Annotated in this window: 22 protein-coding genes; 16 read left to right on the top strand and 6 right to left on the bottom strand. The window is 58.4% G+C overall.

Translation table 11 applies throughout. The features are described 5' to 3' along the window. The 3 genes from CIC12_RS21690 to CIC12_RS21680 form a co-directional block, all read left to right on the top strand. Nucleotides 1-1,365, top strand: a 1,365-nt coding sequence (locus CIC12_RS21690) for an MFS transporter (RefSeq protein ID WP_168666825.1), incomplete at its 5' end; no start/stop codon positions are given. A 74-nt stretch (nt 1,366-1,439) separates the two neighbouring features. Then, on the top strand, nt 1,440-2,507 hold the full coding sequence (locus CIC12_RS21685) for a porin (protein ID WP_168666823.1): 1,068 nt from the start codon (nt 1,440-1,442) through the stop codon (nt 2,505-2,507). A 48-nt stretch (nt 2,508-2,555) separates the two neighbouring features. Beyond that, a complete protein-coding gene (locus CIC12_RS21680) occupies nt 2,556-3,395 on the top strand; it encodes a class II aldolase/adducin family protein (protein WP_168666821.1) in 840 nt (279 codons plus the stop codon). 396 nt (nt 3,396-3,791) lie between these two features. On the opposite strand, the gene CIC12_RS21675 is transcribed toward CIC12_RS21680, so the two are convergent. From CIC12_RS21675 to CIC12_RS21655, 5 genes are all read right to left on the bottom strand, one after another. Further along, entirely contained in the window at nt 3,792-4,040 is a 249-nt protein-coding gene (locus CIC12_RS21675; RefSeq protein WP_168666819.1) for a DUF4148 domain-containing protein, read from the bottom strand. 97 nt (nt 4,041-4,137) lie between these two features. Then, nucleotides 4,138-4,989 carry a LysR substrate-binding domain-containing protein gene (locus tag CIC12_RS21670; protein WP_168666817.1) on the bottom strand — a complete coding sequence of 284 codons (852 nt, stop codon included), beginning with the start codon at nt 4,987-4,989 and terminating at the stop codon, nt 4,138-4,140. A 331-nt stretch (nt 4,990-5,320) separates the two neighbouring features. Next, nucleotides 5,321-6,715 carry an MFS transporter gene (locus CIC12_RS21665; protein WP_174772133.1) on the bottom strand — a complete coding sequence of 465 codons (1,395 nt, stop codon included), beginning with the start codon at nt 6,713-6,715 and terminating at the stop codon, nt 5,321-5,323. A 204-nt stretch (nt 6,716-6,919) separates the two neighbouring features. After that, on the bottom strand, nt 6,920-8,266 hold the full coding sequence (locus CIC12_RS21660; protein WP_168666815.1) for an MmgE/PrpD family protein: 1,347 nt from the start codon (nt 8,264-8,266) through the stop codon (nt 6,920-6,922). A 9-nt stretch (nt 8,267-8,275) separates the two neighbouring features. Further along, nucleotides 8,276-9,340: a CapA family protein gene (locus CIC12_RS21655; RefSeq protein ID WP_168666813.1), complete on the bottom strand. Its 1,065-nt coding sequence runs from the start codon at nt 9,338-9,340 to the stop codon at nt 8,276-8,278. 287 nt (nt 9,341-9,627) lie between these two features. Here CIC12_RS21655 and CIC12_RS21650 point away from each other — a divergent pair, with 287 nt between their 5' ends. The 3 genes from CIC12_RS21650 to CIC12_RS21640 all read left to right on the top strand — a co-directional run bounded on the left by CIC12_RS21650 (nt 9,628) and on the right by CIC12_RS21640 (nt 13,041). After that, on the top strand, nt 9,628-11,025 hold the full coding sequence (locus CIC12_RS21650; protein WP_168666811.1) for an MmgE/PrpD family protein: 1,398 nt from the start codon (nt 9,628-9,630) through the stop codon (nt 11,023-11,025). Between the two features lie 170 nt (nt 11,026-11,195). Continuing rightward, nucleotides 11,196-12,002, top strand: a complete 807-nt coding sequence (locus CIC12_RS21645) for an alpha/beta fold hydrolase (RefSeq protein WP_168666810.1) — start codon at nt 11,196-11,198, stop codon at nt 12,000-12,002. Nucleotides 12,003-12,135: 133 nt separating this feature from the next. Beyond that, nucleotides 12,136-13,041, top strand: coding sequence for a VOC family protein (locus CIC12_RS21640; protein ID WP_168666808.1), 906 nt, complete (start codon nt 12,136-12,138; stop codon nt 13,039-13,041). Nucleotides 13,042-13,141: 100 nt separating this feature from the next. Here CIC12_RS21640 and CIC12_RS21635 read toward each other — a convergent pair whose 3' ends face one another. After that, nucleotides 13,142-14,041: a LysR substrate-binding domain-containing protein gene (locus tag CIC12_RS21635; protein ID WP_238812782.1), complete on the bottom strand. Its 900-nt coding sequence runs from the start codon at nt 14,039-14,041 to the stop codon at nt 13,142-13,144. A gap of 332 nt (nt 14,042-14,373) precedes the next feature. On the opposite strand from CIC12_RS21635, the gene CIC12_RS21630 reads away from it, so the two are divergent. From CIC12_RS21630 to lhgO, 10 genes are all read left to right on the top strand, one after another. Next, entirely contained in the window at nt 14,374-15,612 is a 1,239-nt protein-coding gene (locus tag CIC12_RS21630; RefSeq protein WP_168666804.1) for an FAD-dependent monooxygenase, read from the top strand. A 26-nt stretch (nt 15,613-15,638) separates the two neighbouring features. Beyond that, the gene (locus tag CIC12_RS21625; protein WP_168666802.1) at nt 15,639-16,523 is read left to right on the top strand and encodes a fumarylacetoacetate hydrolase family protein; all 885 of its coding nucleotides are present in this window, start codon (nt 15,639-15,641) and stop codon (nt 16,521-16,523) included. Nucleotides 16,524-16,529: 6 nt separating this feature from the next. Further along, on the top strand, nt 16,530-16,874 hold the full coding sequence (locus CIC12_RS21620) for an alpha/beta fold hydrolase (protein WP_168666847.1): 345 nt from the start codon (nt 16,530-16,532) through the stop codon (nt 16,872-16,874). A 584-nt stretch (nt 16,875-17,458) separates the two neighbouring features. Further along, nucleotides 17,459-18,868 (top strand): MFS transporter, encoded by a 1,410-nt coding sequence (locus CIC12_RS21615; protein ID WP_168666800.1) that lies wholly within the window; start codon nt 17,459-17,461, stop codon nt 18,866-18,868. An 81-nt stretch (nt 18,869-18,949) separates the two neighbouring features. Continuing rightward, nucleotides 18,950-20,014 carry a porin gene (locus CIC12_RS21610; RefSeq protein ID WP_168666797.1) on the top strand — a complete coding sequence of 355 codons (1,065 nt, stop codon included), beginning with the start codon at nt 18,950-18,952 and terminating at the stop codon, nt 20,012-20,014. 755 nt (nt 20,015-20,769) lie between these two features. After that, nucleotides 20,770-21,315, top strand: a complete 546-nt coding sequence (locus CIC12_RS21605; protein WP_202984881.1) for a 2Fe-2S iron-sulfur cluster-binding protein — start codon at nt 20,770-20,772, stop codon at nt 21,313-21,315. Further along, nucleotides 21,315-22,301, top strand: a complete 987-nt coding sequence (locus CIC12_RS21600; RefSeq protein WP_168666793.1) for an FAD binding domain-containing protein — start codon at nt 21,315-21,317, stop codon at nt 22,299-22,301. The genes CIC12_RS21605 and CIC12_RS21600 overlap by 1 nt, the downstream gene beginning before the upstream one ends. After that, nucleotides 22,301-24,616, top strand: coding sequence for a xanthine dehydrogenase family protein molybdopterin-binding subunit (locus CIC12_RS21595; protein WP_168666791.1), 2,316 nt, complete (start codon nt 22,301-22,303; stop codon nt 24,614-24,616). The genes CIC12_RS21600 and CIC12_RS21595 overlap by 1 nt, the downstream gene beginning before the upstream one ends. A 228-nt stretch (nt 24,617-24,844) precedes the next feature. Continuing rightward, nucleotides 24,845-25,555: a FadR/GntR family transcriptional regulator gene (locus CIC12_RS21590; protein WP_342030557.1), complete on the top strand. Its 711-nt coding sequence runs from the start codon at nt 24,845-24,847 to the stop codon at nt 25,553-25,555. Nucleotides 25,556-25,687: 132 nt separating this feature from the next. Beyond that, nucleotides 25,688-26,881 carry an L-2-hydroxyglutarate oxidase gene (gene lhgO, locus CIC12_RS21585; protein WP_168666787.1) on the top strand — a complete coding sequence of 398 codons (1,194 nt, stop codon included), beginning with the start codon at nt 25,688-25,690 and terminating at the stop codon, nt 26,879-26,881. Nucleotides 26,882-26,945 lie beyond the last annotated feature (64 nt).

Here is a 26,945-nt window from a genome sequence, read left to right as displayed (position 1 = left end):
AAGATGAGTTACACGGACTTTCTCGACCATTGTCCGATGAACGGTTTTCTATGGACGCTGCTGCTGGGCTGCATCGTCGCGCAGGTGCTGGACGGGTTCGATTTCCAGACGACCTCGTTTGCATTGCCTTTGATCATCAAGGAATTCCACATCAGCGCGACGCAGGCGGGCGCGATCGGCTCGGTGACCAATATTGGTCTTCTTCTCGGCGCGCTGCTGTTTGCACCGCTTGCCGACCGGATCGGGCGCAGGCCGATCTTTCAGTGCGCGCTGTTCGCGTACGCGTTCGGCACTTTTCTGAGCGCGATTGCGCCGAGCTACGAAGTGCTGCTGATTGCGCGTTTTATCGCGGGAATGGGCATCGCGGCTGAGTTTCCGGTGGCGTTCTCGCTGCTGGCGGAGTATTCGCCGAAGCGCCTGCGGCACATCTTCATCGGCTCGGGCGCGATCGGCTATTCGACGGGCTGGTTCGTGTGTGCGGTCGCGGCCACGCTGATCGTGCCGAGCTTCGGCTGGCGTGCGCTGTTCTGGGTTGGCGTGAGTCCGGCGTTGATGATCATCTACGTACGCCGTTTCATGCCGGAGTCGGTGCGGTTCCTGCTGCAGCAGGGGCGCGTCGAGGAAGCGGGGCAGATCGTGCGGCGGCTCGCCGACCGCGCGGGATACCGGTCGCTCGAACTGGTTGCGCCGGACTCGAACGCGCAGCCGGCGAACACTGCGCGGCCGTCGATGGGGCAGCAATTCTCCGTGCTGCGCTTCTCGGCGCTGACGATTGCGGTACTCGGGCTGTTCCAGCTCGCCAACAACATCCAGGTGGTCGGCTTCGGCACGTGGCTGCCGTCGATCTTCATCCGCCAGGGCTTCACGCTCACGCGCAGCTTCACGTTCACGATGATCGTGCTGGCGACCACGCCGCTTGGGCAGATCTTCGGTATGTGGCTGCAGGAGCGGATGCCGCGCAAGTGGGCGATGCTGCTGCTCTCGGGGCTCAGTGCACTGTGCTTTTTCGGCTTCGGTCTGGCGTTCGAATACCGCTATCCGATCGCGATCATCGTGGCGTGCAACGTGGGTTACCAGTTCTTCTCGGGCGGGGTGGTGCCGATCTTCTACACGCTGAGCAGCGAGCTGTTTCCGACGCGGGTGCGAGCGCTCGCATCGGGGCTGGTGGTCGCGTGTGCGCGGATTGGATCGATTACGGGGCCGTTCGTGCTGGGCTGGCTGCTGACGCTGGGCACAATGATTCATCAGATCATCTACTACTTCACGCTGCCGCTCGTGGGCGCCGCGGTCATTCTGGTGTTTACCGTCAAGGTCGATTCGCGGCAGAAGACGCTTGAGGAAGTCAATCATGCGTCGGGTGAATGACTTCGCTGAAAAAGCGGGGAGAGGCAATCATCAATCGCACTCGAACATAGAAAAAAGCAACTCGGAGACAGAAAGTGAAAAAAGCATGGTTAGGCGTCTATCTCGGGGCGGCCTTAGCGTCATCGACGGCCGCGGCACAGTCTTCGGTGACGCTGTACGGCATCGTCGATGTCGGTGTGCAGTACACGAACCACAATCTCGCGTCCGGCGGGAAAAGCGGCTCGACCTTTTCGGTGATTTCGGGCGGTGCGCAAACCTCGCGTTGGGGCCTGCGCATTCGTGAAGATCTCGGCAACGGTTATGCGGCTGTGGCTGTGCTCGAAAATGGCTTCGATGCGGCAAAGGGCACCGCCAACAATTCGGGACGTTTGTTCGGGCGCTCGTCGTACGTCGGGATCGCCTCGCCGTATGGACAATTGACCCTTGGGCGTCACGTGACGGGCGTGTACGACTTCGGCGTCTGGTTCGACCCGGTGGGACCGGCCATCTATTCGGCCGTGGTCTACGACCTTGCATTTGTGGGGCGCGCGGACAATTCGGCCCGCTATCTCGGCAACTTCAATGTACTGGGCGGCAAGCTGATGGTCGAACAACTCTATAGCTTCGGCTACGACAGCGTAACCGGTTCGGGTCCGGTAGCAGGCGCATTCCGGGTCGGCAAACAGGAAAGTTTCTTCACCACCTACAACCACGGCATTGCCACGCTGGGTCTGTTGTTCGACCAGCAGAACGGCAATACGGTCGCCACGCAAGGCATCAAGACGCAGCGCTATGGCGTGGGCGCATCGATCGATCTCAACCCGGTCACCTTGTATGCCGCATACCGGCTCTACGCGCTCAAGCAACCGGCTCAAAATCTCTATTCATCGCTCTACTGGATCGCGGCGAAATACCAGGTCACACCATTCCTGAATATCAGCTCCGACCTGTTCTATCAGGAAGATCGCAATACGGGCCAGGGCAATCCGCTGATGCTTTCAGTTCTCGCGAGTTACCTGCTGTCAAAACGTACCGACGTCTACATGCAGGTTGGAACGATTCTGAATAAGGCACATACCAATCTCGGGTTCGCCGGATTCAACACAGTCACCACGGGCGCGGTGCAGACGGGCGCAATGGTCGGAATCCGGACTCGCTTCTGACGAGTCATACCCGCTTTGGCAGCCACATATGAATTGAACGGAGAAAGAATGATTAGAAACTGGATACTTGCGACGCTCGTATTGTTCGGCGTGGCGATCGGCGCGCATGCACAGCAACCAGCCGACCCGGACGATGCCGTGAAAGACCAACTCGTTCAGGCATACAAAATCCTGACCAACGAGGGTGTACTCGATGGCTTCGGTCACGTCAGCGCTCGCTCGAAAAAAGATCCGGGCATTTTCTATATGCCCCGAGCGATGCCGCCCTCGCTCGTGACGCGCGGCGACATTCTTGCGCTACGCGTTTCCGACAGTCAGCCCATCGATCCGCAAGGACGCAAGGTGAACGGCGAGCGCTACATCCACGGAGAGATCTACAAAGCGCGGCCGGACGTGATGGCAGTGATTCACTCGCATTCGCAGTCGGTCATTCCGCTGAGTCTTACGCACGTTCCGCTGAAACCGGTTGTCGCGCAGGCCGGCTTTCTGCCGCTGATCACGCCGACCTTCGAAATCCGCGACGCGCGCGGCAAGGAAGAGCGCGGCATGCAGGTCACTGATGAGACCCGTGGCGCAGCGTTGGCGAGATCTTTGGGGAGTGCGCCGGCGATCCTGATGCGCGGTCATGGCGACACGGTAGTCGGCCATTCCGTCAAACAGGCGGTGGTGTTCGCCGTATATGTCGACGTGGATGCGCGGATGCAAACTCAGGCAATGCTTCTATCGCACGACATCGTCACGATGGATTCTGCCGAACTGTTCGGTGAAAAGGAGTTCGATATCAATCGGCCCTACGAGTACATGTTGTCAAAGACGATGACAGCGGAGCAGAAAGCCGCTATCGATCATTCGCAGTTTGGGCTCGAACAGACGCAGAAGAAGCAGTAGAGGAGTCACGCGGTACGCTGAACCGCGCTTCGATTTTCAGCCAACGCTCGCGCTTTTCGGAGGCCGCGTGTCCGGCTATCTGCACTTTGAACAATGTGCGCCGATCGTGCTGCTCACGATCTATACGCATGGCACGAGTGCCGACGATTCCACCCGGCTCGGCTGCAGCTTTGCAACGTCGTGTACTCACGACATTGCACCGCCGGATCTGGAACCGGGTGTATTGCGCAAGCCGACTCGGCGTTCGTTGGCCGCGCGATTTGTCGCATGGCTGCGTCCGCTAACGATGCTTTGTTCAGCGGAAAGTTGAAGCGGAAAACCGTATCGGTCAATGCGCCTGATACGTCAAAGATACGTTGAAAGCGCACGTAACGGTTCAATACCGCCGTTACTGCGTTATTGCGCCGTCACGTTCACGTTGCGATCGCGACCTGAACTCGAATCGCGCTGCTCAGCAAGCCGTTGCTGCGCAGCGAGCAGCGTTTCCGGGTAATCGTCGCGATTGGGCTTATAGCCGTGCTTCACCAACGCGACCACTTCCGAGCGGACCTGTGCGCGGGTAACGGGTTGGCTTGCTTGCGCGTGCGCGATGCCGCACACGCATACTGCGACAGCGGCAACGACCGCTTGTATGGATGACTTCATGGCTCGACACCCTGAATGAAAGGCGTTTGTAGGAAAAAAGAGAGCGGACCTTTCAATTATAGGTGTTTCCCGAGTAGACAGTTTTCGCTGCAAGCGCTCAGATTCGCGGCGCGCCGAGCGAATCGAATAGCCGGCGCGCAGCGGGATTCGGCGAGAGCCCCAGATACAGGCTGTAAGTGACATCGGGAAGGCGCGGCAGTCCGTCGGTTGCGCTCAGCACCCGGAAATCCGGACCCATCACTTCGACCGAGCGGGCCGTCACACCGAGCCCCGCGCGAAGTGCGGCGCGTATGCCCGGCAAGGTCGGCGCAACATAGCGGATGCGCCAGCCAATACCGGCGCGATCCAGATGTTCGAGTGCCATCGTGCGGAACAGACTGGGCTCGTCGGACGTGATGAGGTCGAGCGGTTGCGACCGGTCGTAGTGGTAGTCGGCTGCGCAGATCCATACGGTCGGCGAAGTACGTAGCGTCAGGTGGCGAAACTCGGGATGCGCTCGCGCGGAGATAGTCATGTCAATCTCGCCGCGCTTCATCGCCTGGATCAGGAATGCGGTTCGACCAGTGTCGATCGTCATGCGCAAACTCGGGAAAGCCTTCGAGAAGCGTTGCAACAGGTTGGGTAGCATCGAGTCGGCGACGTCCGCCGGCGCGCCTATTCTGACCTCGCCGGTCAAGGTTGCGCCAGCGATTGCCGAACAGGCTTCGTCGTTGAGTGCGAGCAGACGGCGCGAATATTCGAGCAATTTCAATCCATCTTCGGTCAGCCGCTTCTCGCGCCCCCGTTTCAGGAACAACGGTTTTTCCAGTTGCGATTCGAGGCGCTGCATCTGCTGCGTGACAGCGGATTGGGTTCGATGTACCGAGTCGGCAGCTGCGGCAAAGGACTCGCGTTCGACGATCGCCACGAACGTGCGCAGCAACTCCAGGTCGAGATTGACGACGCTCATTAATCTTGTCTCCCCAGTCGGGTATTTTTTCAATGGTCAGCCGGTCGCACCGACTATCGCACCCAGACAGTGGCTGGATGCATAAGGCATGCTAATGCATCTGCCGGTTGCGCGCTGTAGTCGCATGCACTGATCCAGTGACGGGAAGGTGGTTGGAAGAGAAGGGAAGGGAAGGGAAAACACCGGCAGCCCGCGACGCTGCGCTGCAAATAGCACGCCGAGCGCGCTGATGTGATTCAGACAGGCGACGGCGCCGCACATCCGGCATGTTCTAATGAATCTTTGCCGAAGCATGCGCCCAGATCTCGGGATGAGGGCGATGATGATCTGCTCACAACTGTTCTTCGATCTGCGGCTCATGTTTCGTTTGCGTGAAGTCTCGCCCATTTTTGCAATCGATGCGGCTAAAACTTAACAATGAGACGAGAGTGAATGCGCCCATGATGAAGAAGGTGGGCGGGAAGTCGGCGGTCGCCAGATTCTGCGCCGAATGGCCGTGATAACGCGCGGTGAAGGTCATGCACAGCGACGCAAATGCCACACCGAAGCTCACTGATATTTGTTGTAGCATCGTCGAAAGCGCTGTGGCCTTGCTGGAGAAATGCTTTGGAACATCGGTAAAGGTGAGCGTATTGAGCGAGATCATCGTCATGGACTGGAAAATGCCGCTAACGCAAAAGACGATGAACATGACCCAATGCGACGTCTGATTCGTGAACAAGCCGTAACCGGCAAACATGCTCGCCATCAGCATGGTTGAAGCCAGCATGATCGAGCGGAACCCAACAGCCGCCGCGGACAGTTCTATCACCATCCTGACCTCGAACAGGCCGAACGACAGGCCAGCGCTCATCAGGCCAGACTCGACCGCGGACATCCCGCAGCCAATTTGCATCCACAACGGAATCAGAATCGGAGCAGAACCTACCGCGATTCTGACCGGCATTCCTCCCAAGGTCATCAGGGAAAAAGTTTTGATCCTGAAGATGCCGAGCGGAATGATTGCCTTGGCCTCGTTGCGGCGGTCATGTACCCAATAAGCGGCGAAAGAAAAGACACCTCCGACGACCATCGCCCACGTAACAGACACTGGAACGAAATTTCGACCGACTGTTTCGAGTCCGCAGACGATTCCGGCCAAAGACAATGCCATCAACACGAATCCGGAAAGGTGGAATTTTTCTTCGGCGTGCTTCTTGATTGGCGGAACGTATTTGAGCGACAGAAAAATGCCCAATGCGCCAAAGGGGAGGTTGAGATAGAAAATCCATCGCCAGGAGGTGAAGGTGGCGAATAGGCCGCCAATCAGCGGTCCGCAGACGCGACCAGCAGCACCGGGAATCGTGAACCAGGCCATCGCCGCGACCATTTGAGCCGGAGGGACGCATCGAAGGAGAATCAGGCGGCCTACGGGCATCGTCATGGCGCCCCCCAGTCCTTGCAAGATCCTGAAAGCGACGATTTGATCGAGAGATGTCGCCAATCCGCACAAAGCGCTCGCCAGAGAAAAGATGCCGATTGCCCAGCAGAATAAGCACCGGGCGCCCCATCGATCTGCCATCCATCCGCTAGCCGGCAAGAAAACGGCCAGGCTCAACAAATAGGAGGTGACGGCCATGTTGAGGTGAAGAATCTCGGTGTGCAAAGATAGGGCCATTGAAGGCAGCGCCGTTCCCAATACCGAGGTATCGACCGCCTGAAGAAACATCGGAATGGCGATAATCATGGGAATTAATTGGAATCTACTCCCCAGTGAACGAGACGTGACGAAATTCATAGACTTTCTAATGACTCAAACTAGTCAACACCCCGGTGTCGCGACTGCTCTCAGGCATCTCACTCAGGTCTTTGACTGGCTGTGCGTGCAATGCACATGACGTACAGTCGCCCGGTGAAGAACGCGTGCGCTTGCCGAGGAAAGGATGATTGCTCATGCAAACGGCAGGCGATTCTGCTTTTCCAGTGTGATAAGACGGTCGAACAGAACATCCGCATGCCGTTCATCGAGTGAGCGCGTCAGGCTCTTGAATTTGATACTGAGATCGTCGACCGTGACCGGATCGGACGGCATGCCTTTGTATATCTCGCAATCTTCGACCAATACCGTTCCGTCGAGAAGACAAATCGTCATGCGAGTATGGCGAACCGACCTGGTCGCCATTGTCGTGACCCGAACCTTACGGGCTAGCGAACGGATGTCTGGATCATTCACCGATTCGCTGCTAAATGAGCGCGGATCGTTTGGATCGCGATACAGTGCCAGTGCGACGCAGAAGGGGAGGCTGTACTGCCCCTGCATGATATCGAGCGGTTCGGGATTGTCATGCCGGCCGATCAGACGTTCATTGCCTTCAATCATGATGTGATCAATTTCCTCGGGCAGGAACTGATGCCGCCTTTGAAGAGTGATCGCCGATTGAGTCGCGGTCTGAGCATTCGCGTGACACGCGTAGCGCTTCAAGCCGGTCCGTAATGTTTCCCAGTCTTCGCCGAGATTGGCGGTCAATAAACTGGTTTCTTGGGGAAGATCCCGGCAGTAGGCGTCAAGGAACCCGAATCTACCATCCAGGATGGTCTCGGGCCCCTCGAATCCGGAAGCGGCCAGACGTGCGGCCAGAACGCCGGATTCCGCGGCTCGACCGGGATGCAGACGTTTGACCATCGAACCGTGCCTGGACGTGCTGAATGTCATCAGGCCGGACGTCAGCGAACCCGCCAGCCCCAGCGCATTGGTGAGTCTTTCGGCGTCCAGTTCCATCAACACGCCAGCGGCAATGGCCGCACCGAAGGGACCGGTCATGCCAGGTGCGTGGAAGCCGATCTTTTCGGGGCTGTGATGGCTGGCCACCCCAATACGCGACGCGACTTCCGTGCCCAAAATGAACGCTTTCAGGACAGAGAGACCGTCTGCGTCGCATTCTTCGCCCACGGCGAACGCGGCCGGCGCAATGGTCGCCCCTGCATGAACACCGGCGCTCGGCTCGCGAATGCCATCCATCTCGAACGCATGGGCCAACGCTCCATTTGCCAGAGCAGCCATGGGGGCATGCACTCGCATCGACGAGGTTCCAAGCACCGTACTCGTTCCACCAGCACCGTAGCGCGCGGCGTATGCGAGCACTGCCTTGCTCCACGGGAATTCTGCCCCGTAGGTGGCAGCGGCGACAGTATCGATCAGACAGTACTTTGCATAGGTCAACACATGAGCGGGAATAGGTCGATCCAGAAAATCCACCACGAACGAAGCGAGTTTCTGTGAAGCAGTGAGTGTCATCATGATGGCCGATCAGGATTCTTGCACAAGGTGGTTCAGCACGACCTCCTGACCTTCTATTTCGAGGCCAGCGCCAAGCTTCACGCTGCGAGCACGCAATTCCTCGAGGACTTCGGTTTCAGCCTTCGGATCACACAGGTAAGTCTCGTTGTCGTCGTTGTGGCGCACAAAGCGGAAACTCGATCGCGGACCTTTTTGCTTGTCCACCGTGAAGCTGACCATCATCCCAACCCAATCACCGTGCTTCTTGCCCGCGTGACCCATGTGGAACGAAAAGCTTCCAAGCCCGTAAAAAATCGGCCGCTCCTGGTAGATTTCCACCGGCAGCGCATAATGAGGACCGTGCCCGATCACGAGATCGGCACCCGCATCGATGGATGCGTGAGCCAATTCGGTCATGTATTCCAGCACCTCCTTATCCAGACCCCAGTGAAGCGAGACGATCACGATATCAACCCGCTTGCGCAGTTCGGCGACCTGATCCTTGAGGACCTTCAGATATTTCGGATCGGTCCACGTGTGAATGACCGGGGGCACGCCGGGACGATTAGGTGTCGGTTGATCCGGTCCAAGACGATGGAACGCGATCTGATATGACGTATGGCCTTTCAGGGCCGCGACGCCCGGAGTTACCGCCGAGGCTTCGTGGTTCGTCGTCCAATAAACGGCAGTACGTTGAATGACGCCGATCCGTTGACCGTCGCGTTCAACGATGACAGGCATGCATGCATCCTCTGCATTCCGGCCGGCACCTGTGCGAGGAATGCCGAGTTTCGCAAGATTGTCGATCGAGGAGAGAATCGCTTGCGCGCCGTAATTGACGTTGTTCGCGATACCTACGGCCTGAATACCTCCTTCGCGCAGAGCGACACCTGCAGCGGGATCGGCAAAAAAGCCTTCAGTGGTGCGATTGAGGTCAACGGAAACGCCGTGATCTGGCGCATAAAGGCAGCATTCGAGATTGCTGAAAACGAAATTTGCTGCCTTGAGTTCGGCAGCGACCCGACGAAAGGGAACCGAGGGGTCGGCGACATTCATGAGGTTGATATCGCCGGTCAGGAGAATTTTTACGGTCATGTCGGAGTGCCCGATTCGTTGACTATTGGAGAAGTGATCTCTTTTTTATGATGCCTTCCGTGGCTGCGAGATGTCGATTGAGGAATAACGAACCGAGGTACACGATTTGGTTAACCGGGGACGGCATGTCATACACAGGACGTCGATTTGAAGAGCCAATTAACAGAGTGATTTAGTCCCGGTACCGCAATACTCAATAGCCTTACCGGATGATTGCTGGCACGATTGCACCGTCGCTCTTTCATTAGACCCCGTGCTCGAAGGCACTCCAGGAATTCGATACCAGAATGGCTGATACCACCTACGACAATCCGCAAACGCGCCAGATAGCAGAATTTGTCTCTTCGCTTCAGTACGAGCAGATTCCCGCTGAAGTCATCCGGCGCATCAAGCTGCTGATTCTGGACTCTGTGGGTTGTGCGCTCTATGGGGCGTCGCTGCCGTGGAGCCGCATTCTTCAGGACAGCCTGGCCGCCGTCGATACGTCAAAGGGAAGCCGCGTATGGGGTACGAATCAACGGCTGTCCGCTCCGCATGCTGCGCTCGTGAATGGTTCGCAGGTGCAAGGATTCGAGTTGGACGACGTGCATCGTCAAGGCGTGCTGCACGTGGGCGCCGTTGTTCTGCCGGCATTGATCGCGGTTGTCGAGGGCAAGTCGGGCATTACGGGCCGTGACTTTCTGGCTGCTGCGGTTGCCGGTTACGAAATTGGCCCGCGCGTCGGCATCTGCATGGGACCCGAACACATCGCCCAAGGCTGGCACTCGGGCGCTACCGTTGGCGTGTTCTCGTCTACTTCGGGTGCCGCACGGGCGCTCGGCCTGAGCGCCGAGCAAACGGTCCACGCGCTGGGTATCGCCGGCACGCAGGCATCCGGCCTGATGGCCGCGCAGTACGGTGCAATGGTCAAGCGGATGCACGCTGGCCGTGCGTCGCAAAGCGGTCTCTACGGGGCGCTGTTTGCAGAGAGGGGTTTTACCGGGATCATCAATGTTCTCGAAAGCGAATATGGTGGTTTCTGCACAACGCTCTCGCGCTCGACAGATCGTTTCGACAAGGAGCAACTCACTGCGGGTCTCGGTCAAGTGTGGCAGACAATGGGCATTGCGCTGAAATTCTATTCGTGCGTGGCCAGTAACCACACCACGCTGGATGCAATTCGCCTGATGCAAGCGGAACATCCGTTCGGCGCAGAAGACGTCGAAAAGGTGATCGTGTACGGTTCGCAAGTGACGATGGATCACGTCGGCTGGAAATATGTGCCGCAGGGTCTTACGTCGGCGCAGCTCAACCTGCCGTACTGCGTTGCGACGCTGCTGCTCGACGGGGACGTTTTCGTTGCGCAGTTCACCGAAGACAAGGTGGCCGACCCCGATCGTATGCGTATCGCCGCAAAGGTCGAAGTACACCATGACGCGGAAATCACGTCACGCGGCTCGAAGTCCCGTCATATGGTTCATGTCGAAGTGCAACTGAAGAACGGAACGAGTCTCAAGCGCACGGTCGAAGCAGGCCGCGGTAACGAAAAGGATTTCGCGAGCGAAGACGAAGTGATTGGCAAGTTCATGAAGCTTTCGAAGCAGGCCATTCCGGAAGAACAGGCAAGTCGTCTCGTGGATTTCATTCTGAATCTGGAGCAACAGTCGAGCGTGGCTGAACTGCCGGATCTGCTCGCCACCAGATAAGGATCTGTAGATGCAGGACACAGTTGGTCCAAGTTACCGCTAGCTTTGCCGTAAAACACAGATCGATATTGCGGAAGTCCGTCGTCAATTATTAGATGGATTCGCGATTGTTGAGCAAGAGTTTGTTGGCGGGAGACGCCCGCCAAAGTCAGATCAAGGAGAGAATTGCAATGCTGCTCCCGCTTGCTGATCGCACCATCAGCTACGATTTCGTCGGTCCAGAAGACGGCCAGGCTGTGATGCTCATGCATTCGTTGGCCGCAGACATGGGGCTGTGGGCAGAACAGGTGCCGGCTTTGTTGTCCGCAGGTTACCGGGTGCTTCGTACCGACTTGCGAGGTCACGGCGGTAGCCGTGCAGCAGAAGGGCCTTATACCATCGATGCACTGGCGGATGATGTGATCGCAGTGGCGGACGCATTGGGCGTCGGCCGATTTCATTTCGTTGGTTTGTCGATCGGCGGCGCGATTGGTCAGTCGTTGGCATTGCGCTACGCGGATCGTCTGTATTCGGCATTTCTCTGTGACACGCAAAGCCAAAGCTTCCCCAATGCAGCGACACATTGGGGGGATCGGATCGAAAAGCTCAAGCAGGCCGGCAACGTGGAAGGGCTTGCCGAGGACACGATGGGTCGCTGGCTGACAGCGGAGTATCGTGCCAGGAACCCGCTGCGCTGGAACCAGATTCGCGCTACCGTAGCGGGATGCACCGTGGAAGGCTATATCGGTTGTGCGCAGGCGCTCGCCAACTTCAGCTATACCGGGCGGCTCGGCGAAGTGAAGTTGCCGGTGCTGGTCGGTTGCGGCAGCGATGATCCCAGCGCGACCCCGGAGGCCAGTCGCAAGATTGCGTCGCTGTTCGTCAACGGCCATTTCGAAGAATTCGCCGGCGCCAAGCATATCCCGAACGTGGAACAGCCCGAGGCGTTTAATCAAGTGTTTCTGAACTGGCTCAAGAAAGTTCGGGAAGCCGTTTAACGTTCCGTCCTGGGCCGGGGTAGGCCCCCCTTGATGCATTGAACGGAAGGTCGGTCTGCGGGTTGTGACGTTCAACGCCAAGGCAACAATAAATTGCGGGGCAGACTCGCGACTTTACTTTGAAGGTAAGTTTATGACGACGAGAACTGGCATCAACGGCGTTCGTAGTGTCCACTTCGGGCTGCCGAACCTTGAAGAAGCGACGCGTTTCTACGAAGAAAACTGGGGGCTCAAGGCGGTCTCGACTTCGCCTGATAGCGTTTATCTGCGAGGTACGGGGCGCGACTTCTATGCATTGGCGCTTCATCGTTTTAAGGAGCCCAGACTGTTCCACATCGATCTTTCGATCGAGTCCCGGCAGCAGGCGGATACTCTCTTCGCATCGCTCCGGAATTCGGGAGTGGAAACCACACCTACGAACGGTCCTCTTGATGACATTGGCGGTGGTTATGGTTTTTCCTTCCGCGACCCGAGTGAAGGCCGTGTTTTCCGCGTCGTGGCGGAGCCGAAGCAACATTCGGACTACGGAAGCCAGCGCGATCTTCCGGGCAAGATCTCTCACATCGTGTTGAATAGTCCCGATCGCGAGGCAAAATTCTTTGTCGATCAGCTCGGCTTTCGCGTCATTGACCAAAGCAAAACCATCACGTTCCTGAACTGCAATTCGGACCATCACAGCCTCGCACTGTTCATTTCGAAGTCGAGCTCGTATAACCACCTGGCTTTCGAAATGCAGGATATCGATTCGGTGATGTCCGCCGCCGGCAGCATGACGGAGGCCGGTTATCCGATCGGTTGGGGCGTCGGGCGTCATGGCCCCTGCGACAACGTCTTCTGCTATTTCGTCGGACCGGGCGGTTTTATCGTCGAATACACGGCCGAAGTCCAACAGGTAGACGAAACCTACAAGTTCAAGGGTCCGGATGAATGGGGCTTTCCGAAGGGACGGCGTGATCAATGGGGCCTTGCGCGGCCCACGCCGGCGTTTCATGCCCCGGAAACAAGCGTGCCGTTCTCAACGGCACTGTTCGGCAAGTAATGCGCGCCGGGCACCTGTTGAGGTTCAGTCAGTGCCTTGCACTGATTTTCGGCCGGATCTGCGGAATGGATCGGCCTTTGCGCGGAACCAGAGTGGCCGACTAAAAAGTAGCGTTCGGCTGCGATATTTCCTTCTCGCGTATCTCTCTGGCTGCGTCTTCAAGACAGTCCATCATTAATTTTGTTGCCGCGCTAAAAGGCCGGTTCCGGTTCCACATCATGCCGGTCGCGCGCAACATCGGAGGAAGCGCCAAAGGCAGGATAGCGAGCGGTTGAAATTTGTCGCGTGCCGCAGTAGTTGCCAGTATGGAGATCGCATCGCTGCAATAGAGGTACGAACGCGCGACTTGAACCGACATGGTCTCAATATAATTCCTTTGAAATTCGAGTCCCTGTTTTCCAAGAATGCGTTCAAAAGGTTCGCGTATCTGCGAAGCGTGGGGAGGCAATACCCACGGATACGGTTCCAGATCGGCCCATTGAAGGCGCTTGCGCTTCGCTAGCGGATGTTGAGGGCCGGTTACGACAACCAGTCTTTCCTCCAGTAGAGGTTTTTCATCGAAACCACTCGAAGGTGGAACTGCCGGCAAGCGGCCGACTATCAGATCGATTTTCCCTTCCCATAACTGCGGCAGCAGAAGCGGACGAGTGCCTTCAATAACCTGCGCATTCGTGTTCGGCGAGCGTTGCTTCAGCAGAAGCAAGGCCTTCGGGGTTAATACGGAACTGGATGCCGGATACACGCCGATATTGATTTTTCCGCCCGATCCGTTATACAGCGAATTGAGTTCGTCGCGTACTTGCTGTACGTCGGTAAGTATGTTGCGAGCGTGTCGAATCAGACATTCCCCGTACACTGTCGGGCGGATACCCTGGGGTGTCCGGGTAAACAGATCGAGACCCAAGCCTCTTTCAAGCTCCGCGAGCGCTCGCGATACGGCGGGTAATGTGACGTGCGTTGCTTCAGCTACCTTCTTCAAACTTCCAAGATCCTCGAGCATGACCAACAACCTGAGTTGGCGCGTCTTCAGGTTGAGGTGAAGATACCGGTCGAGTTGTGTTGACATGATGGTTAAGGAAGCAGTGAATCGTGCCTGACTTTACCTTGCTCCAGCTGAATGCCGCAACATCAACGACTGGAAATCTAACAGAACATGCCGATCGAAATAGGTACTTACACCGATGCAGAAGACGTGTGATGTTTCTCTTCTCCACGTCTTATATGGAACCATCAATGTCGCTAATGATTTCGCATGAATTGTTGACTTGTTACGGGGTCGCTAACTCCATATAGTCAGTTCACATTCTTAATGACGTCTTAGAAGGAAGAGCAATGATAACGAAATGCCGCATCGCGATCGTTGGGGGCGGGCTCGCGGGGACAGCAACTGCAAACGCGCTGAAAACCTTCGGTATCGATGCCGAACTGTTCGAAGCAGCGCCTGCACTGGGAGAGATCGGCGCAGCAGTGAGCTGCAGCCCCCAGGCGGTGAAGGCCCTGTGGGGTCTGGGCGCAAGAGAAGCGGTGGATGCGGTGGGTCACCGGTCGCCGGGCGAGTACATGCTCCAGATGCAAACGGGCGAGTTCATTCAATCGCGCGACCGCTTCAAGCTCGCCGAAAAGTGGGGTGCGCCTTATTACTCGTTTCACCGTGCGGATCTGCTCGATGCGCTCGCATCGACCGTCGACAAGTCGCATATCCATCTCGGGCACCGTCTGGTGAGCGCCGACGTGCGTGAAGACTGTGTAGCGCTCAAGTTCGAAAACGGCGACGTGGTGGAAGCGGAATATGTGATCGGGGCAGACGGCGTGAAATCGGTGCTTCGCCAAACGCTGTATGGCGACGACCGGCCGACCTACACCGGCCAGATGGCGTGGCGCGCGTTGCTCGACGCGAGCACCGTGCCGGAAGACATCCTGGCTCCGAACGGCCACGTCGAATGGGTCGGGCCGGGTGCTCACATTCGTGCGTACTACATTCGCAACAAGACGCTGGTCAACATCGTCACGCAGCAGGATACCGGCGAATGGGTCGAAGAAACGTGGAACGGCAAGGGCGATCCAGACGATATGCGTGCGAGCTTTCCGAATCCGGAGCCCCGCCTGAAGCGTCTGCTCGATCTCGTGAGGGACTGCATGAAGTGGGGCCTGTTCGCACGTCCGATCAATGACAACTGGGGTTTCGGCCGCGTCCAGCTGATCGGCGATGCGGCGCATGCAATGGTTCCAAACGCGGGCCAAGGCGCCTGCCAGGCATTCGAAGATGCCTACATTCTTGGCCGCTGGCTGTCTTCGGGTTGTTCGGTCGAGGAGGCATTCGAGAACTTCCGTCGCGTTCGCATTCCGCGTGTGCACGGAGTACAGCGTTTCTCGCTGACGAACCTGCGCTTCAAGCACATGAAGGACACGCAGGCGCAGAAGGCTCAGGTCGATCAACACGGTTCCTCGCACCAATACGGCAAGAACGACTGGCTGTATGGCTTCGACCCGTTGACACAATGGGATCAAACACCGTTCGTCGACGAGTCGTACGCCGACGGCCCGAATGCCGAAACGGAATGGAAAGTCTGACTCTAACCCGACACTGACCAGCAACTATGAAGATCTGCCGTTATAACGATGGCCAAGCAGGCCTGATCGAAGGTGACGTCGTTTATCCGTTGGGCGAAGCGCTCGCAATTGCCGGTGTCACGCGCAAGGGCGCGTCGATGACCGAGGTCATCGACGCACTCGCCAACGACCCGGAAGCGGAGGGGGCAATCGGCCTCGCCCATCAAAGGCAAGCCGTGCCGCTGTCATCCGTGAAGCTGCTCGCGCCGACCGATAATCCGCCGGCCATATGGGCGGCAGCGGCGAACTATCGCTCGCACCAGACGGAAATGACCGGCCGCGTGCAGGCCTATGACCGGTCCCGGCTGACGGCGGACGAACTGATGGCAGAAGTGTTTCTGAAGCCGGCGTCGTCACTGGTGGGCCCCGGAGGCACGGTGATATTGCCGAAAGTCGCGAAGCACGTCGATTACGAATGCGAGCTCGCTCTCGTCATCGGCCGCGATGCGAAGAACGTCAGTGCGGACGATGCGCTCGACTACGTGTTCGCCTACACGATCTGTTGGGACATCAGCACGCGCGACCCGTGGGGGCATGGCGTTCACAACACCCGCAACATCCGCAAGGGTTTCGATACGTTCTGCGGCCTCGGGCCCTGGTTCGTCACCAAGGATGAAGTGGGCGAGCCACAGAATCTGTTCGTCGACGTGGATCAGAACGGCAAACAGGTGATGCATGCGCATACGGCCGACATGATTAACGGTGTCCGTGACCTGATCCGCTTCTTGAGCATGGATCGCACTTTGAAGGCAGGCACGGTGCTCACGACTGGAACGTCCGCCGGCGTGTCGCAGCTCTTTCATGGCGACAAGCTGAAGGGCACGATTACCGCAATCGGAACGATGGAACTCGACGTCGTTGATGCCAGCTAACGCGTCCTGCGCACGGATCCGCGCAGACATGGTGGCAGTTCCGCGCCTCGGGCGCCTTATACGATCGACATGTTGGCGTATGACGTCGTCGAGTTGCTCGACGAAACCCGAATCGAGCGCATTCATTTCGTTGGCTGGTCGACCGGCGGGAGGATTGGACAGTCGCACGGTCTGCGACACCATAGTCGTCTGCATTCGCTGTTGCTCTCCGGTACGCAGTCGCAGTCCCCAATGGACGCAGCCGCGTTTTGGGATCTGATGATTGCGGCGATCGACATGGCTGGGTCACTGGAGCCTATCGCAGACAAGACGACGGAACGCTCGTTCACTGCCGCTTATCAATCGGCTTAATCCGGGTCGCTGGAAGCAGATTCGAAGTTCTGTGGCTTGTGGTACGCCAAATGAGTTGCTGGCCCGGCTCGCCCAGATCGGTCAATAAAAAAGTCTTTCAAACAAAGGGTTCCGCACATGGAAAACGCCTATCGCACAACGATCAGTGCGACGCCTGCTGAACCCGTCCGGATCATTAACCGACTGGGGACTACGTCAGATAGCAGCAGCCTGATGGTCCAGTCTGCGCTCGCATGCGGCAAGTACCCATCACGCAGTCTATCCAATATGCGGTGTTGCTGATGAATCTCGTCCGAATCGCCTGCGAGTAGGCGGTGGTGAGCCCGGCAATGGGGCGGCCTGCTGCCTAAGCTGGGTATTGCGGTTACCACTCCTGTTTCGCAACAACGCTTGGCGCCATTCCTGACAGGTGTTGGCGTGCAGTCAACGGTACAAATGCCCAAATTTCGCGTTCAGTCGCTTGTTATATCGCGTCTGAAAGCGAGGAGCAATGTCGCAGAAAAGTGGTGTTGAGTCGTCAGGTAATAGTCCGCTTCGCTCCAAGCCACCATCGGAAACCAAATAAAGACAAACAGGAGACATAGATGGAAAGTATATCGGTCGAGAAAGGCAGCGTTTCACCTTCGATCGGGGTGAGGCGTATGACCTACATCGAGTTCATCGACGAATCGCCGATGAATCCCGGGCTTTGGATTTTACTCGTCGGTTGTATGGTCGCGCAGGTTCTCGACGGTTTCGAAAATCAAACTATTTCATTCGCGCTTCCGCTACTTTCCAGGGAATTTGCGATTAACCATTTGCAGGCGGGCGCGCTTGGCTCGGTACAGAATTTAGGACTGTTTTGCGGGGCACTGCTGGTCGCCCCGTGGGCAGACAAGATCGGCCGCAAACCGATTTTGCAATGGGCCATTTTTTTCTACGCGTTCGGCACCTTGCTGGCCGCGCTTGCTCCAACGTATAACACGCTGCTGTGTGCCCGCTTCGTTGCAGGTCTTGGCATGGCAGCCGAATTTCCGGCTGCATTCGCGCTGCTGTCGGAGATGGCACCGAGGCGGCTCCGCCATATTTTTGTTGGTGCGGGATCGATTGCCTATGCATCCGGTTGGACGGTGTGTGCGATCGTTGCAACGCTGATCATTCCGACATTTGGCTGGCGTGCACTTCTGTGGGTCGGCGTTCTGCCGGCATTGATGATCGTCTATGTTCGTCGCTATATCCCGGAATCGGTGCGTTTCCTGCTCTCGCAAGGTCGCACGGAAGAGGCCGGGAAGATCGTCCGCCAACTCGCCGATAAATCAGGTTATCGCAATATCGAACTCGTGCCGCCGTCGAGCGAAAGCAAGGCCAAGGCCGGGAAATTAACCTGGCGCAAGCGGTTTTCGCTACTGCGTCTTTCTGCAGTCACCATTGCGGCGCTGGCGTTCTTCCAGCTTGCCAACAACGTCCAGGTCACTGGCGTTGGACACTGGCTACCGTCGATTTTCGTCAAGCAAGGTTTCACTCTGACCACGAGTTTCAGATTCACGCTGATCGTGTTGGTCGCAACGCCGATCGGTCAGATCCTCGGCATGTGGCTTCAGGACAAGATGCCGCGTAATTGGGCCATCCTGTTGTTCTCGGCGCTGAGCGCGATGTGCTTCGTGGGTTTTGGCCTGTCGTTCGAATATCGGGCACCCGTCCCGGTCATTCTGGGCTTTGACATCGGCTACTCGTTCTTCTCGGGTGCCGTGATGCCGGTCTTCTTTACGCTGAGTAACGAGTTGTACGACACGCGGATTCGCGCTCTATCGGCAGCACTGATCCTCGCAGGCGCCCGTTGTGGATCAATTACAGGACCACTCGTTCTCGGCTGGTTGCTCACGCTGGGCACGGAAATCCATCAGATCATCTACTACTTCTCGATGCCATTGCTGGTTGCAGCAATCATCCTGCTGTTCGTTATCAAGGGTGACAGTCGGCAGAGGTCGCTGGATGACGCGGCGCCTGGACACTAAGGGGGAGTGTTCAAAGAAGTGTTGCAGTTGAGGCGCAGCACTTTCACGTTTTTCTAATAAAGGCAATATTGGAGACTGACAATGAATAAGACACTAATTACTCTTTCGCTTGCATCCTTTGCATGTACCGCTGCGATGGCGCAGACCAGTGTAACGCTGTATGGCATCGTGGACGCCGGCGTGCAATGGACGAATCACAATCTCACGAGTACGGGCGGCGGCGCATCGACGTTCGCGGCGCAATCAGGTGGCGCGCAGACGTCTCGTTGGGGCCTTCGTATCAATGAGGATCTGGGCGGGGGTCTGGCAGCGGTGGCACGGCTCGAAAACGGTTTCAATGCAATGAACGGCACGATGAATAATTCGGGCCGCCTGTTTGGCCGCTCCGCATATGTCGGCCTGTCATCCTCGAAATACGGTACGTTGACACTCGGCCGGCAAACCACGGCGATTTACGACTTCGGCGTGCTGTACGACGCGGTTGGCCCCGCTACCTGGTCGGCAATTCTGCTGGATTCGGCAATGACGAGCCGTGCCGATAACTCCGTTACCTACGTGAAGAAGTTTGGCATTGGCGGCGGCACGTTGCGGATCAAGAATCTGTATAGCTTCGGGTACGACTCGGTCACGGGCGCCGGGCCAGTCGCCGGCGATTACAAGATCGGCAAGGAAGAAAGCTTGCTTCTGACCTACGATTACCGGGCGGCGAATATCGGTTTGCTGTACGACGTACAGAACGGCAATACGGTCGCAGCGAGAAATACCAGAACCTCGCGTTACGGCGTGGCGTTCACATACGATTTCCAACCGGTTCAACTCATCGCCGCCTATCGTCTCTATACGCAGCGGGCAGCGAAGAATACGTCGGAAGCGCTCTATTGGGTGGCGGCGCGTTATGATGCGACGCCATTCCTGTCGCTCAACTGGGACGTTTTCTATGAAGCCGACCGCAATACAGGTCATGGAAATCCGCTACTGGTGTCTTTCCTTGGCAGCTACCTGCTCTCCAAGCGTACGGACATCTATGTTCAACTAGGTGTGGTTGCGAACCATGCGAATAGCAGCCTGGGCCTCGCGGGCTACAACACCGTGACGGAAGGGGCATTCCAGACGGGAGCCATGTTAGGCGTGCGACACCGCTTCTAGGATCGGTCGATTCCGTGAACACATCCGGCCGAACCTGTTGAAACCATTTTTTTACGCTGAGGCGAATCTCCCTGATTCGGCCGAGGGCATTTTTGTGGATCCGGCGAATATCCAACATCGTGGGTGGCGAGAGGGCCCCTCTGGCCTCAACCCCTGCGATGCTTATGGCCTTCACCGTCCGCGTCACTCCAAGTAGAGAATCGCGCGCTTGCCAGCGGGACACAGGTGCCACGCCAGTCGGCATCGGCATCGAAACGCTCCTCGTGAGTCCGATTGCCGATCGTGTCTAATCAGGTCGCAAGCATTAGCCACGAGCGCGGCAATGGCCGGTGACCGCGGAAGCGCTTCGCGCAACATCAGCGTCAAGCCCAATTGCCCGGTATCTCCCGGCTGCTTGTCAGATAAGCAAGGGATCGAGAGGAAATAGTAAGCCTGTGCTTTCACAGGACGGTGCTGAACGTCGATTTGGTGCAGGCATTTCCCTTGCCACCTCCTCACGAAAGAGCGCACTATCCCTCTTCGACCCTTGCTCCTCGGAATATCGCAAATCGGCCGGCATTCGGGCGGCAACAGATGCGGTTCCTCGCAAGCCAGTCACCGAATTGCCTTAAATCCGGACGCCACGGCAGGAGAGACTTTCTTGCTTCCGATTTTTACAGCTGGCTCAAGTTGAAACACTTGCAATCTTGCCAATCTGTCGCAGCATGGCAATTTATCGGCTACAGAAACGGCGGCATTTGCGGTAGCCCAATCTAATGGGGAGTGCGATCATGCATTTCGTTATTAACGGCAACGAAGTCGAACTGGACTTTGACCCAAGGACGTCGCTGCTCGATCTACTGCGCGAGAAGCGTCACCTGTTCGGTGCCAAAAAAGGCTGTAATCAAGGGGCATGTGGCGCCTGCACGGTGCTGGTCAACGGAATACGTATCAATAGTTGCCTCGCGCTTGCCGCGCAGTATCAGGATTGCGAGATCACCACCATCGAAGGGCTTGGTTCGCCCGGCGAGCTTCATCCGCTGCAGGCGGCCTTCGTCGAACACGACGGCTTCCAGTGCGGCTACTGTACGCCGGGCCAGATCTGCTCAGCTGTCGGCATGGCGCAAGAGTTGAATTGTGGTGTGCCGAGCTATGTGAGCGAGGACGTGGCCGCCGAGGGCTTTGAACTGACTGATAGCGAGTTGCGCGAGCGGATGAGTGGCAACCTTTGCCGCTGCGGCGCCTACAACGGCATCGTCGACGCGATCCAAGACACCTTCGGCACCGGCAAGGCCGGGTCCAGCAAGCGCGAGGCCGCGTAATGAACCCCTTTACCTATGAACGCGCGTCCGACCCGCAGACGGCGTTGACGCTTGGCGCCCGGTCGGGCGCCAAATACCTGGGAGGGGGCACCAACCTCGTCGACCTGATGCGCGAAACCATCGAGCATCCGACGGTGCTCGTCGACGTGACAGCCCTCTCGTGCGCGATAGAAGAGACCGGCGACGGCGGCCTGCGGATCGGCGCCGGCGTCAGGAACACCGCCGTGGCGGCCGACCGCCGCGTGCGTGAGCGCTATCCGATGTTGTCACAGGCCATTCTGGCAGGGGCGTCGGCCCAGATCCGCAACATGGCGACGGTGGGCGGCAACCTGCTGCAGCGCACGCGCTGCGCTTACTTCTACGACGACGCCGCGCATTGCAACAAGCGCGAACCCGGGACGGGCTGCGACGCCATCGAGGGCTTCAACCGCATGCACGCGATCTTCGGCGCCTCGACTGCCTGCGTTGCCACCCACCCGTCGGATATGGCCGTGGCGCTGGCCGCGCTGAATGCGGTGGTGACAGTGGAAGGCCGCAACGGCGCCCGCGACATTCCATTGGTCGATTTTCACGTGCTGCCCGGGGAAACGCCGCACGTCGAAACGGTGCTGGAGGCGGGTGAACTAATCACCGCCGTGACCGTGCCGGCCGGCATCGCGGGCCGTTCCGTCTATCGCAAGGTACGCGACCGCGCTTCCTACGCCTTTGCGCTGATCTCGGTTGCCGCGGCTCTGGAAGTGCAGGGCGGTATCGTGAGGGAGGTGCGGATCGCCTTGGGCGGCGTCGCGCACAAACCGTGGCGTGCCAACGCGGCCGCGGCTGCCCTGAAGGGCGGTCCGGCGACTGAGGCGGCGTTCCGAGCGGCGGCGCAGGCGGAGTTCGCCGCCGCTCGAAGCCTTCGCGACAACGCCTTCAAGATCGAGCTGGGCCAGCGTCTGATCACGGACACGCTGATGAAGTTGACTGCTTTTCAGGAGACACGCTGATGTCTATCCTCAAGGACACCATGCAGGCGGTGATGAAAAAGGCCATAGCCCTCGCCCCCGACAGCTTTATCCCCGGCGGCGAGCCCGATCCGCTGATCAGGCACAAGCATGGCCTGATTGGCGCGCCGGTCAGCCGGATCGATGGGCCGTTGAAGGTTTCTGGTAGGGCCACCTTCGCTGCGGAGTTCCCGAAGGACGGAATGACCTACGCGGCGCTCAAATATTCGTCCATTCCCCGAGGGCGAATCGTCGACATGGACACCGCCGCGGCCGAGTCCGCGCCAGGTGTTGCGCTGGTGATGACCTACCGCAACGCGCCGCGTCTCAAACCCATGCCGGCTTTCATGACCCAGGCCAAAGCCGTGGGCGGCGACAATCTGCCGGTCATGCAGGACGACCAGGTCCACTGGAACGGCCAGCCGGTCGCGCTGGTGCTGGCCGAAACCCAGGAGCAGGCGGACCACGCCCAGTCCCTGATTTACGTCACGTATGAGCGGAGCAGCGACGCGGTAACCTCGCTCGATGCAGCCAAAGCGAAAGGTTCGGAGCCAGGTGTTTTCATGGGCGAGCCGCTGAAGCTCGAGATCAACGACGCGCAAGCCATGCTAGCTGCGGCACCCCACAAGATCGACGTGCGTTACACGACGCCTCGCCAGAACCACAATGCTATCGAACTGCATGCGGCGACGCTCGCCTGGGACGGCGATACGCTGCGGATCCACGACACGGTGCAGGCGGTCGCCCACGAAGCATGGACTATCGCTTACATGTTCGGCATCGATGAGAAAAATGTGCGCGTCACGTCTCCGTATGTCGGCGGCGGCTTCGGTTCGAAAACGGTGTGGCAGCACCAGCTGCTGGCGGCTGCGGCAGCAAAGCTGGCGCAACGTCCCGTGCGGATCATGCTGTCCCGGGAAGGTGTGTACCGCATTGTCGGCGGCCGCACGCTCACCGAACAGCGTGTGGCACTCGGTGCGCAGGACGATGGCACGCTGGACGCTTTGATTCACACAGGCACGGTCGCGATGACGGCGCACAACAACATGCCGGAGCCGTTCATTCTGCCGGCGAGGAGCGCCTACGCTTCCCGCAGCTTTCTGCTCGACGTCGAAACCGTCAAAATGAATATGACGGCCAACACTTTCATGCGCGCGCCCGGTGAAGCCGTCGGCACATTCGGACTGGAGTGCGGCATTGATGAGCTCGCCCATGCCATGGGCATCGACCCCATCGAACTGCGCATTGCCAACGAACCCGACAAGGATCCAACAACGGGGTTGCCATTCTCGCAGCGCGGTATCGTCGACGCCTGGAAGGTCGGCCGCGAGCGATTTGGTTGGGTTGCGCGTGGCGAGCCGGGTGCACGGCGCGATGGCGACTGGCTGGTCGGTATAGGTTGTGCCACAGGCACGTATCCTTACTACCGGATGCCTGGCGGCGCGGCGAGGATCACCCTGACCGACAGAGGCCGCGCCACGGTTAGCGTCGCTGCGCACGAAATGGGGATGGGCACATCGACTGCTCAGACCCAGGTCATTGCCGAGCGCCTCGGGCTGAGCATGGACGACGTCGACTTTGAATACGCCGACTCCACTCTGCCGGGCATGGTGCTCGCGGGCGGTTCGCAGCAGACGGCCGCGGTTGGCGCTGCCGTGATTGCCGCGCATCACAAGCTCGTGAGGAAAATGCTTCAGTTCGCCGGCAATAGCTCGCCGCTGTCTGGCCTGTTATCGGACGAGGTGGGCGGTCGCGACGGCGGACTTTGCGCGTTGGAAGATGAGAGCCGATTTGAGACCTATGCTGCCATACTGGCCCGTGCCAAGCTGACGGAAGTCAGTGTCGAGGCAGAGGCGCCGATGCCCTTCGAGCTGCAACACTGGTCCATGCATAGCCATAGCGCGCTCTTCTGCGAGGTCAGAGTGAACGCTGTCACTGGCGAAATTCGTGTGAGCCGGGTCCTCGGCTCGTTCGATTGCGGTCGGATCATCAATGCCAAGACCGCCGCCAGCCAGTTTCGCGGCGGCATCATCATGGGCCTTGGTCTGGCGTTGATGGAGGAAACCCAGTTCGATGAGAGGACTGGCCGCGTGATGAACCCATCGCTTGCCGACTATCACATACCGGTTCACCTTGACGTGCCAAAGATTGACATCATCTGGAACGAGGAGGCGGATCCACATACGCCGATGGGCGCGCGAGGTATTGGCGAGATCGGAATTACGGGGGTCGGCGCAGCTGTCGCGAACGCGGTCTTCAATGCGACGGGCAAGCGAATTCGGGATCTTCCCATCACGCTGGACAAGATGATCAGTTAGGCCGGCGTCAGGCGCGAAGCAATTGGGCGTGCCGCTTGGACGGATGCTTTCGACCGCGGGGTTCAACGTCGTGTCGAGTCTGCCGTCGGACGCGTTTTATTCCCCGGGATGGCGGTGTATGACGTAGCCGTTTGCGGCGCCGAAGCCGTTGATTCCGGGCGAACCCACGCCCGTCTGCTTGACATGCCTCAAAGATGGCGATATTGTCCGACAACCTGATTAAACGAGATGCTGTCGATGCTTGAACTGGAACGCCCCGATTCGCTCGTGCAACGTGTGGTGGGCGCACTCCGCGCGGAAATCGACGCAGGTCATTTCCCCGCCGAGTCACGTCTGCCCACCGAGCAGCAATTGTCTGAACGGCTCAACGTGAGCCGCTCAGTGGTGCGCGAAGCGATCGCCCAGTTGAAATCGGATGGCGTGCTGGTGGCGCGGCGAGGGGCCGGGTCGTTCATTTCGCAGACACCGTCCGGCACCGTTTTCCGACTGCCTGGCGGCGGCAATCAGAAGCTGGATCTGGCCCAGCTGTTTGAAATGCGATTGTGGATCGAAACCCAAGCCGCAACGACCGCAGCACGGCGGCGCACGGCGGAAGATCTGAAGCGTATGAGCGACGCGATTCGCGAGATGGAAAAGAAGCGAAACGATCTAGACGCCGCCTCGGCAGCCGACGTTGCGTTTCACCGCGCCATCGCGGCGGCCACCAAGAACGAGTATTTCGTCGCGTTCCACGATTTCCTGCGCGGCCAACTGGTCGCGGTGCGTCGCGCGCAGTGGGCCAACACTGCAAGTCACGCTGGCGATTATGCGCGTCAGGAACATGGTGAACTGTACGACGCGATCGAGCGTGGCGATTATCGGGCCGCTGCAGAATCAGCGGATCGGCACCTGCGTGCTGCGGCAAAACGCCAGAAAATCGAGTTACCTCCCGCCGATTGAATTGACAGTCGCTTTCGTGCCGGGCCTTCGGGCTCGTGCCTGGAAAGCAGCGCGCGTTTTTTGCCATGATTAGTCTGACAACCTGATAAGCGGACGAGGAGCCTTCACAAGCCTTCGTTCGCAAAAAAGAATATGACCTACGACTTTTGCATCATCGGTGGCGGCATCGTCGGACTCGCGACGGCCATGGAACTGCTGCAGCGCGAACCCTCGGCCTCGCTGCTGCTGCTTGAGAAAGAGACGACGCTCGCGAAACATCAGACCGGACACAATAGCGGCGTGATTCACGCGGGCATCTACTACCAGCCGGGCAGCCTGAAGGCCGAACTGTGCAAGCGGGGCGCCGAGGCGACCAAGATGTTCTGTATCGAGCACGGCATTCCTTTCGAGGTGTGCGGCAAGCTGCTGGTCGCGTCGAATCCGCTCGAACTGTCCCGTATGGCGGCACTGTACGCCCGGTCGCGGCAGAATGGTTTGCGCGTCGAGCGGCTCGATGCCGCAGAACTGCAGCGGCGTGAGCCGAATATCGTTGGTATGGGCGGGCTCTTTGTCGATGCGACGGGAATCGTCGACTATCGTCAGGTATGCGAAGCGATGGCGAGAGTCATCGCGACGACGGGGGGCGAAGTGCGGCTCGGCACGCGCGTTACGTCGATTGTGGAAAGCGGCGATTACGTCACGATCGGCGCAGACGATACGCACTGGCGAGCGAAAAAGCTGGTGGTCTGCGGTGGGCTGCAATCAGACCGCCTGGCGAGGCTCGCGGGCGTGAAAATCGACCACCAGATCGTGCCGTTCCGTGGCGAATATTACCGCCTGCCTGCCTCGAAAAACGATGTGGTGCGGCATTTGATCTATCCAATTCCCGATCCTGATCTGCCGTTTCTGGGCGTGCATCTGACGCGAATGATCGACGGGAGCGTCACGGTCGGACCGAACGCGGTACTCGGTTTCGGCCGCGAAAACTATCCGAAGTTCTCGGTCAATCTGCGGGACGTCGCGCAATACGCAACCTTCCCGGGCTTCTGGAAAACCATCGGGCGCAATCTCGCTTCGGGCATGGGCGAGATGAAGAACTCGCTGTTCAAGCGGGGCTATCTCGAGCAGTGCCGCAAATACTGTCCCTCGCTGAGCGTCGATGATTTGCTGCCTTGCGAAGCCGGCATTCGCGCGCAAGCCGTGATGCGCGACGGCACGCTGTTGCACGATTTCCTGTTCGCCGACACGCCGCGCATGGTGCACGTATGCAATGCACCTTCGCCGGCGGCGACCTCCGCGATACCGATCGGCATGATGATCGCCGATCGCATCCTGAAGCAGGCGTGACGAACAGGATAACTGAATAAAAATTCCCGCTGACGAGGCAGGGTATCGCCTCGTCGGATTTCTG

The sequence above is a fragment of the Paraburkholderia sp. SG-MS1 genome (assembly GCF_012275575.1).
Classification (GTDB): Bacteria; Pseudomonadota; Gammaproteobacteria; order Burkholderiales; family Burkholderiaceae; genus Paraburkholderia.
This window is presented reverse-complemented; position numbering and strand designations above follow the sequence as displayed.

Bases quoted from the DNA above. Each gene is read 5' to 3' on its own strand.
- CIC12_RS21680 (WP_168666821.1), top strand. From the start codon at position 2,556: ATGATTAGAAACTGGATACTTGCGACGCTCGTATTGTTCGGCGTGGCG.
- CIC12_RS21675 (WP_168666819.1), bottom strand. From the start codon at position 4,040: ATGAAGTCATCCATACAAGCGGTCGTTGCCGCTGTCGCAGTATGCGTG.
- CIC12_RS21670 (WP_168666817.1), bottom strand. From the start codon at position 4,989: ATGAGCGTCGTCAATCTCGACCTGGAGTTGCTGCGCACGTTCGTGGCG.
- CIC12_RS21665 (WP_174772133.1), bottom strand. From the start codon at position 6,715: ATGATTATCGCCATTCCGATGTTTCTTCAGGCGGTCGATACCTCGGTA.
- CIC12_RS21660 (WP_168666815.1), bottom strand. From the start codon at position 8,266: ATGATGACACTCACTGCTTCACAGAAACTCGCTTCGTTCGTGGTGGAT.
- CIC12_RS21655 (WP_168666813.1), bottom strand. From the start codon at position 9,340: ATGACCGTAAAAATTCTCCTGACCGGCGATATCAACCTCATGAATGTC.
- CIC12_RS21650 (WP_168666811.1), top strand. From the start codon at position 9,628: ATGGCTGATACCACCTACGACAATCCGCAAACGCGCCAGATAGCAGAA.
- CIC12_RS21645 (WP_168666810.1), top strand. From the start codon at position 11,196: ATGCTGCTCCCGCTTGCTGATCGCACCATCAGCTACGATTTCGTCGGT.
- CIC12_RS21640 (WP_168666808.1), top strand. From the start codon at position 12,136: ATGACGACGAGAACTGGCATCAACGGCGTTCGTAGTGTCCACTTCGGG.
- CIC12_RS21635 (WP_238812782.1), bottom strand. From the start codon at position 14,041: ATGCTCGAGGATCTTGGAAGTTTGAAGAAGGTAGCTGAAGCAACGCAC.
- CIC12_RS21630 (WP_168666804.1), top strand. From the start codon at position 14,374: ATGATAACGAAATGCCGCATCGCGATCGTTGGGGGCGGGCTCGCGGGG.
- CIC12_RS21625 (WP_168666802.1), top strand. From the start codon at position 15,639: ATGAAGATCTGCCGTTATAACGATGGCCAAGCAGGCCTGATCGAAGGT.
- CIC12_RS21615 (WP_168666800.1), top strand. From the start codon at position 17,459: ATGGAAAGTATATCGGTCGAGAAAGGCAGCGTTTCACCTTCGATCGGG.
- CIC12_RS21610 (WP_168666797.1), top strand. From the start codon at position 18,950: ATGAATAAGACACTAATTACTCTTTCGCTTGCATCCTTTGCATGTACC.
- CIC12_RS21605 (WP_202984881.1), top strand. From the start codon at position 20,770: ATGGGGAGTGCGATCATGCATTTCGTTATTAACGGCAACGAAGTCGAA.
- CIC12_RS21600 (WP_168666793.1), top strand. From the start codon at position 21,315: ATGAACCCCTTTACCTATGAACGCGCGTCCGACCCGCAGACGGCGTTG.
- CIC12_RS21595 (WP_168666791.1), top strand. From the start codon at position 22,301: ATGTCTATCCTCAAGGACACCATGCAGGCGGTGATGAAAAAGGCCATA.
- CIC12_RS21590 (WP_342030557.1), top strand. From the start codon at position 24,845: ATGCTGTCGATGCTTGAACTGGAACGCCCCGATTCGCTCGTGCAACGT.
- lhgO (WP_168666787.1), top strand. From the start codon at position 25,688: ATGACCTACGACTTTTGCATCATCGGTGGCGGCATCGTCGGACTCGCG.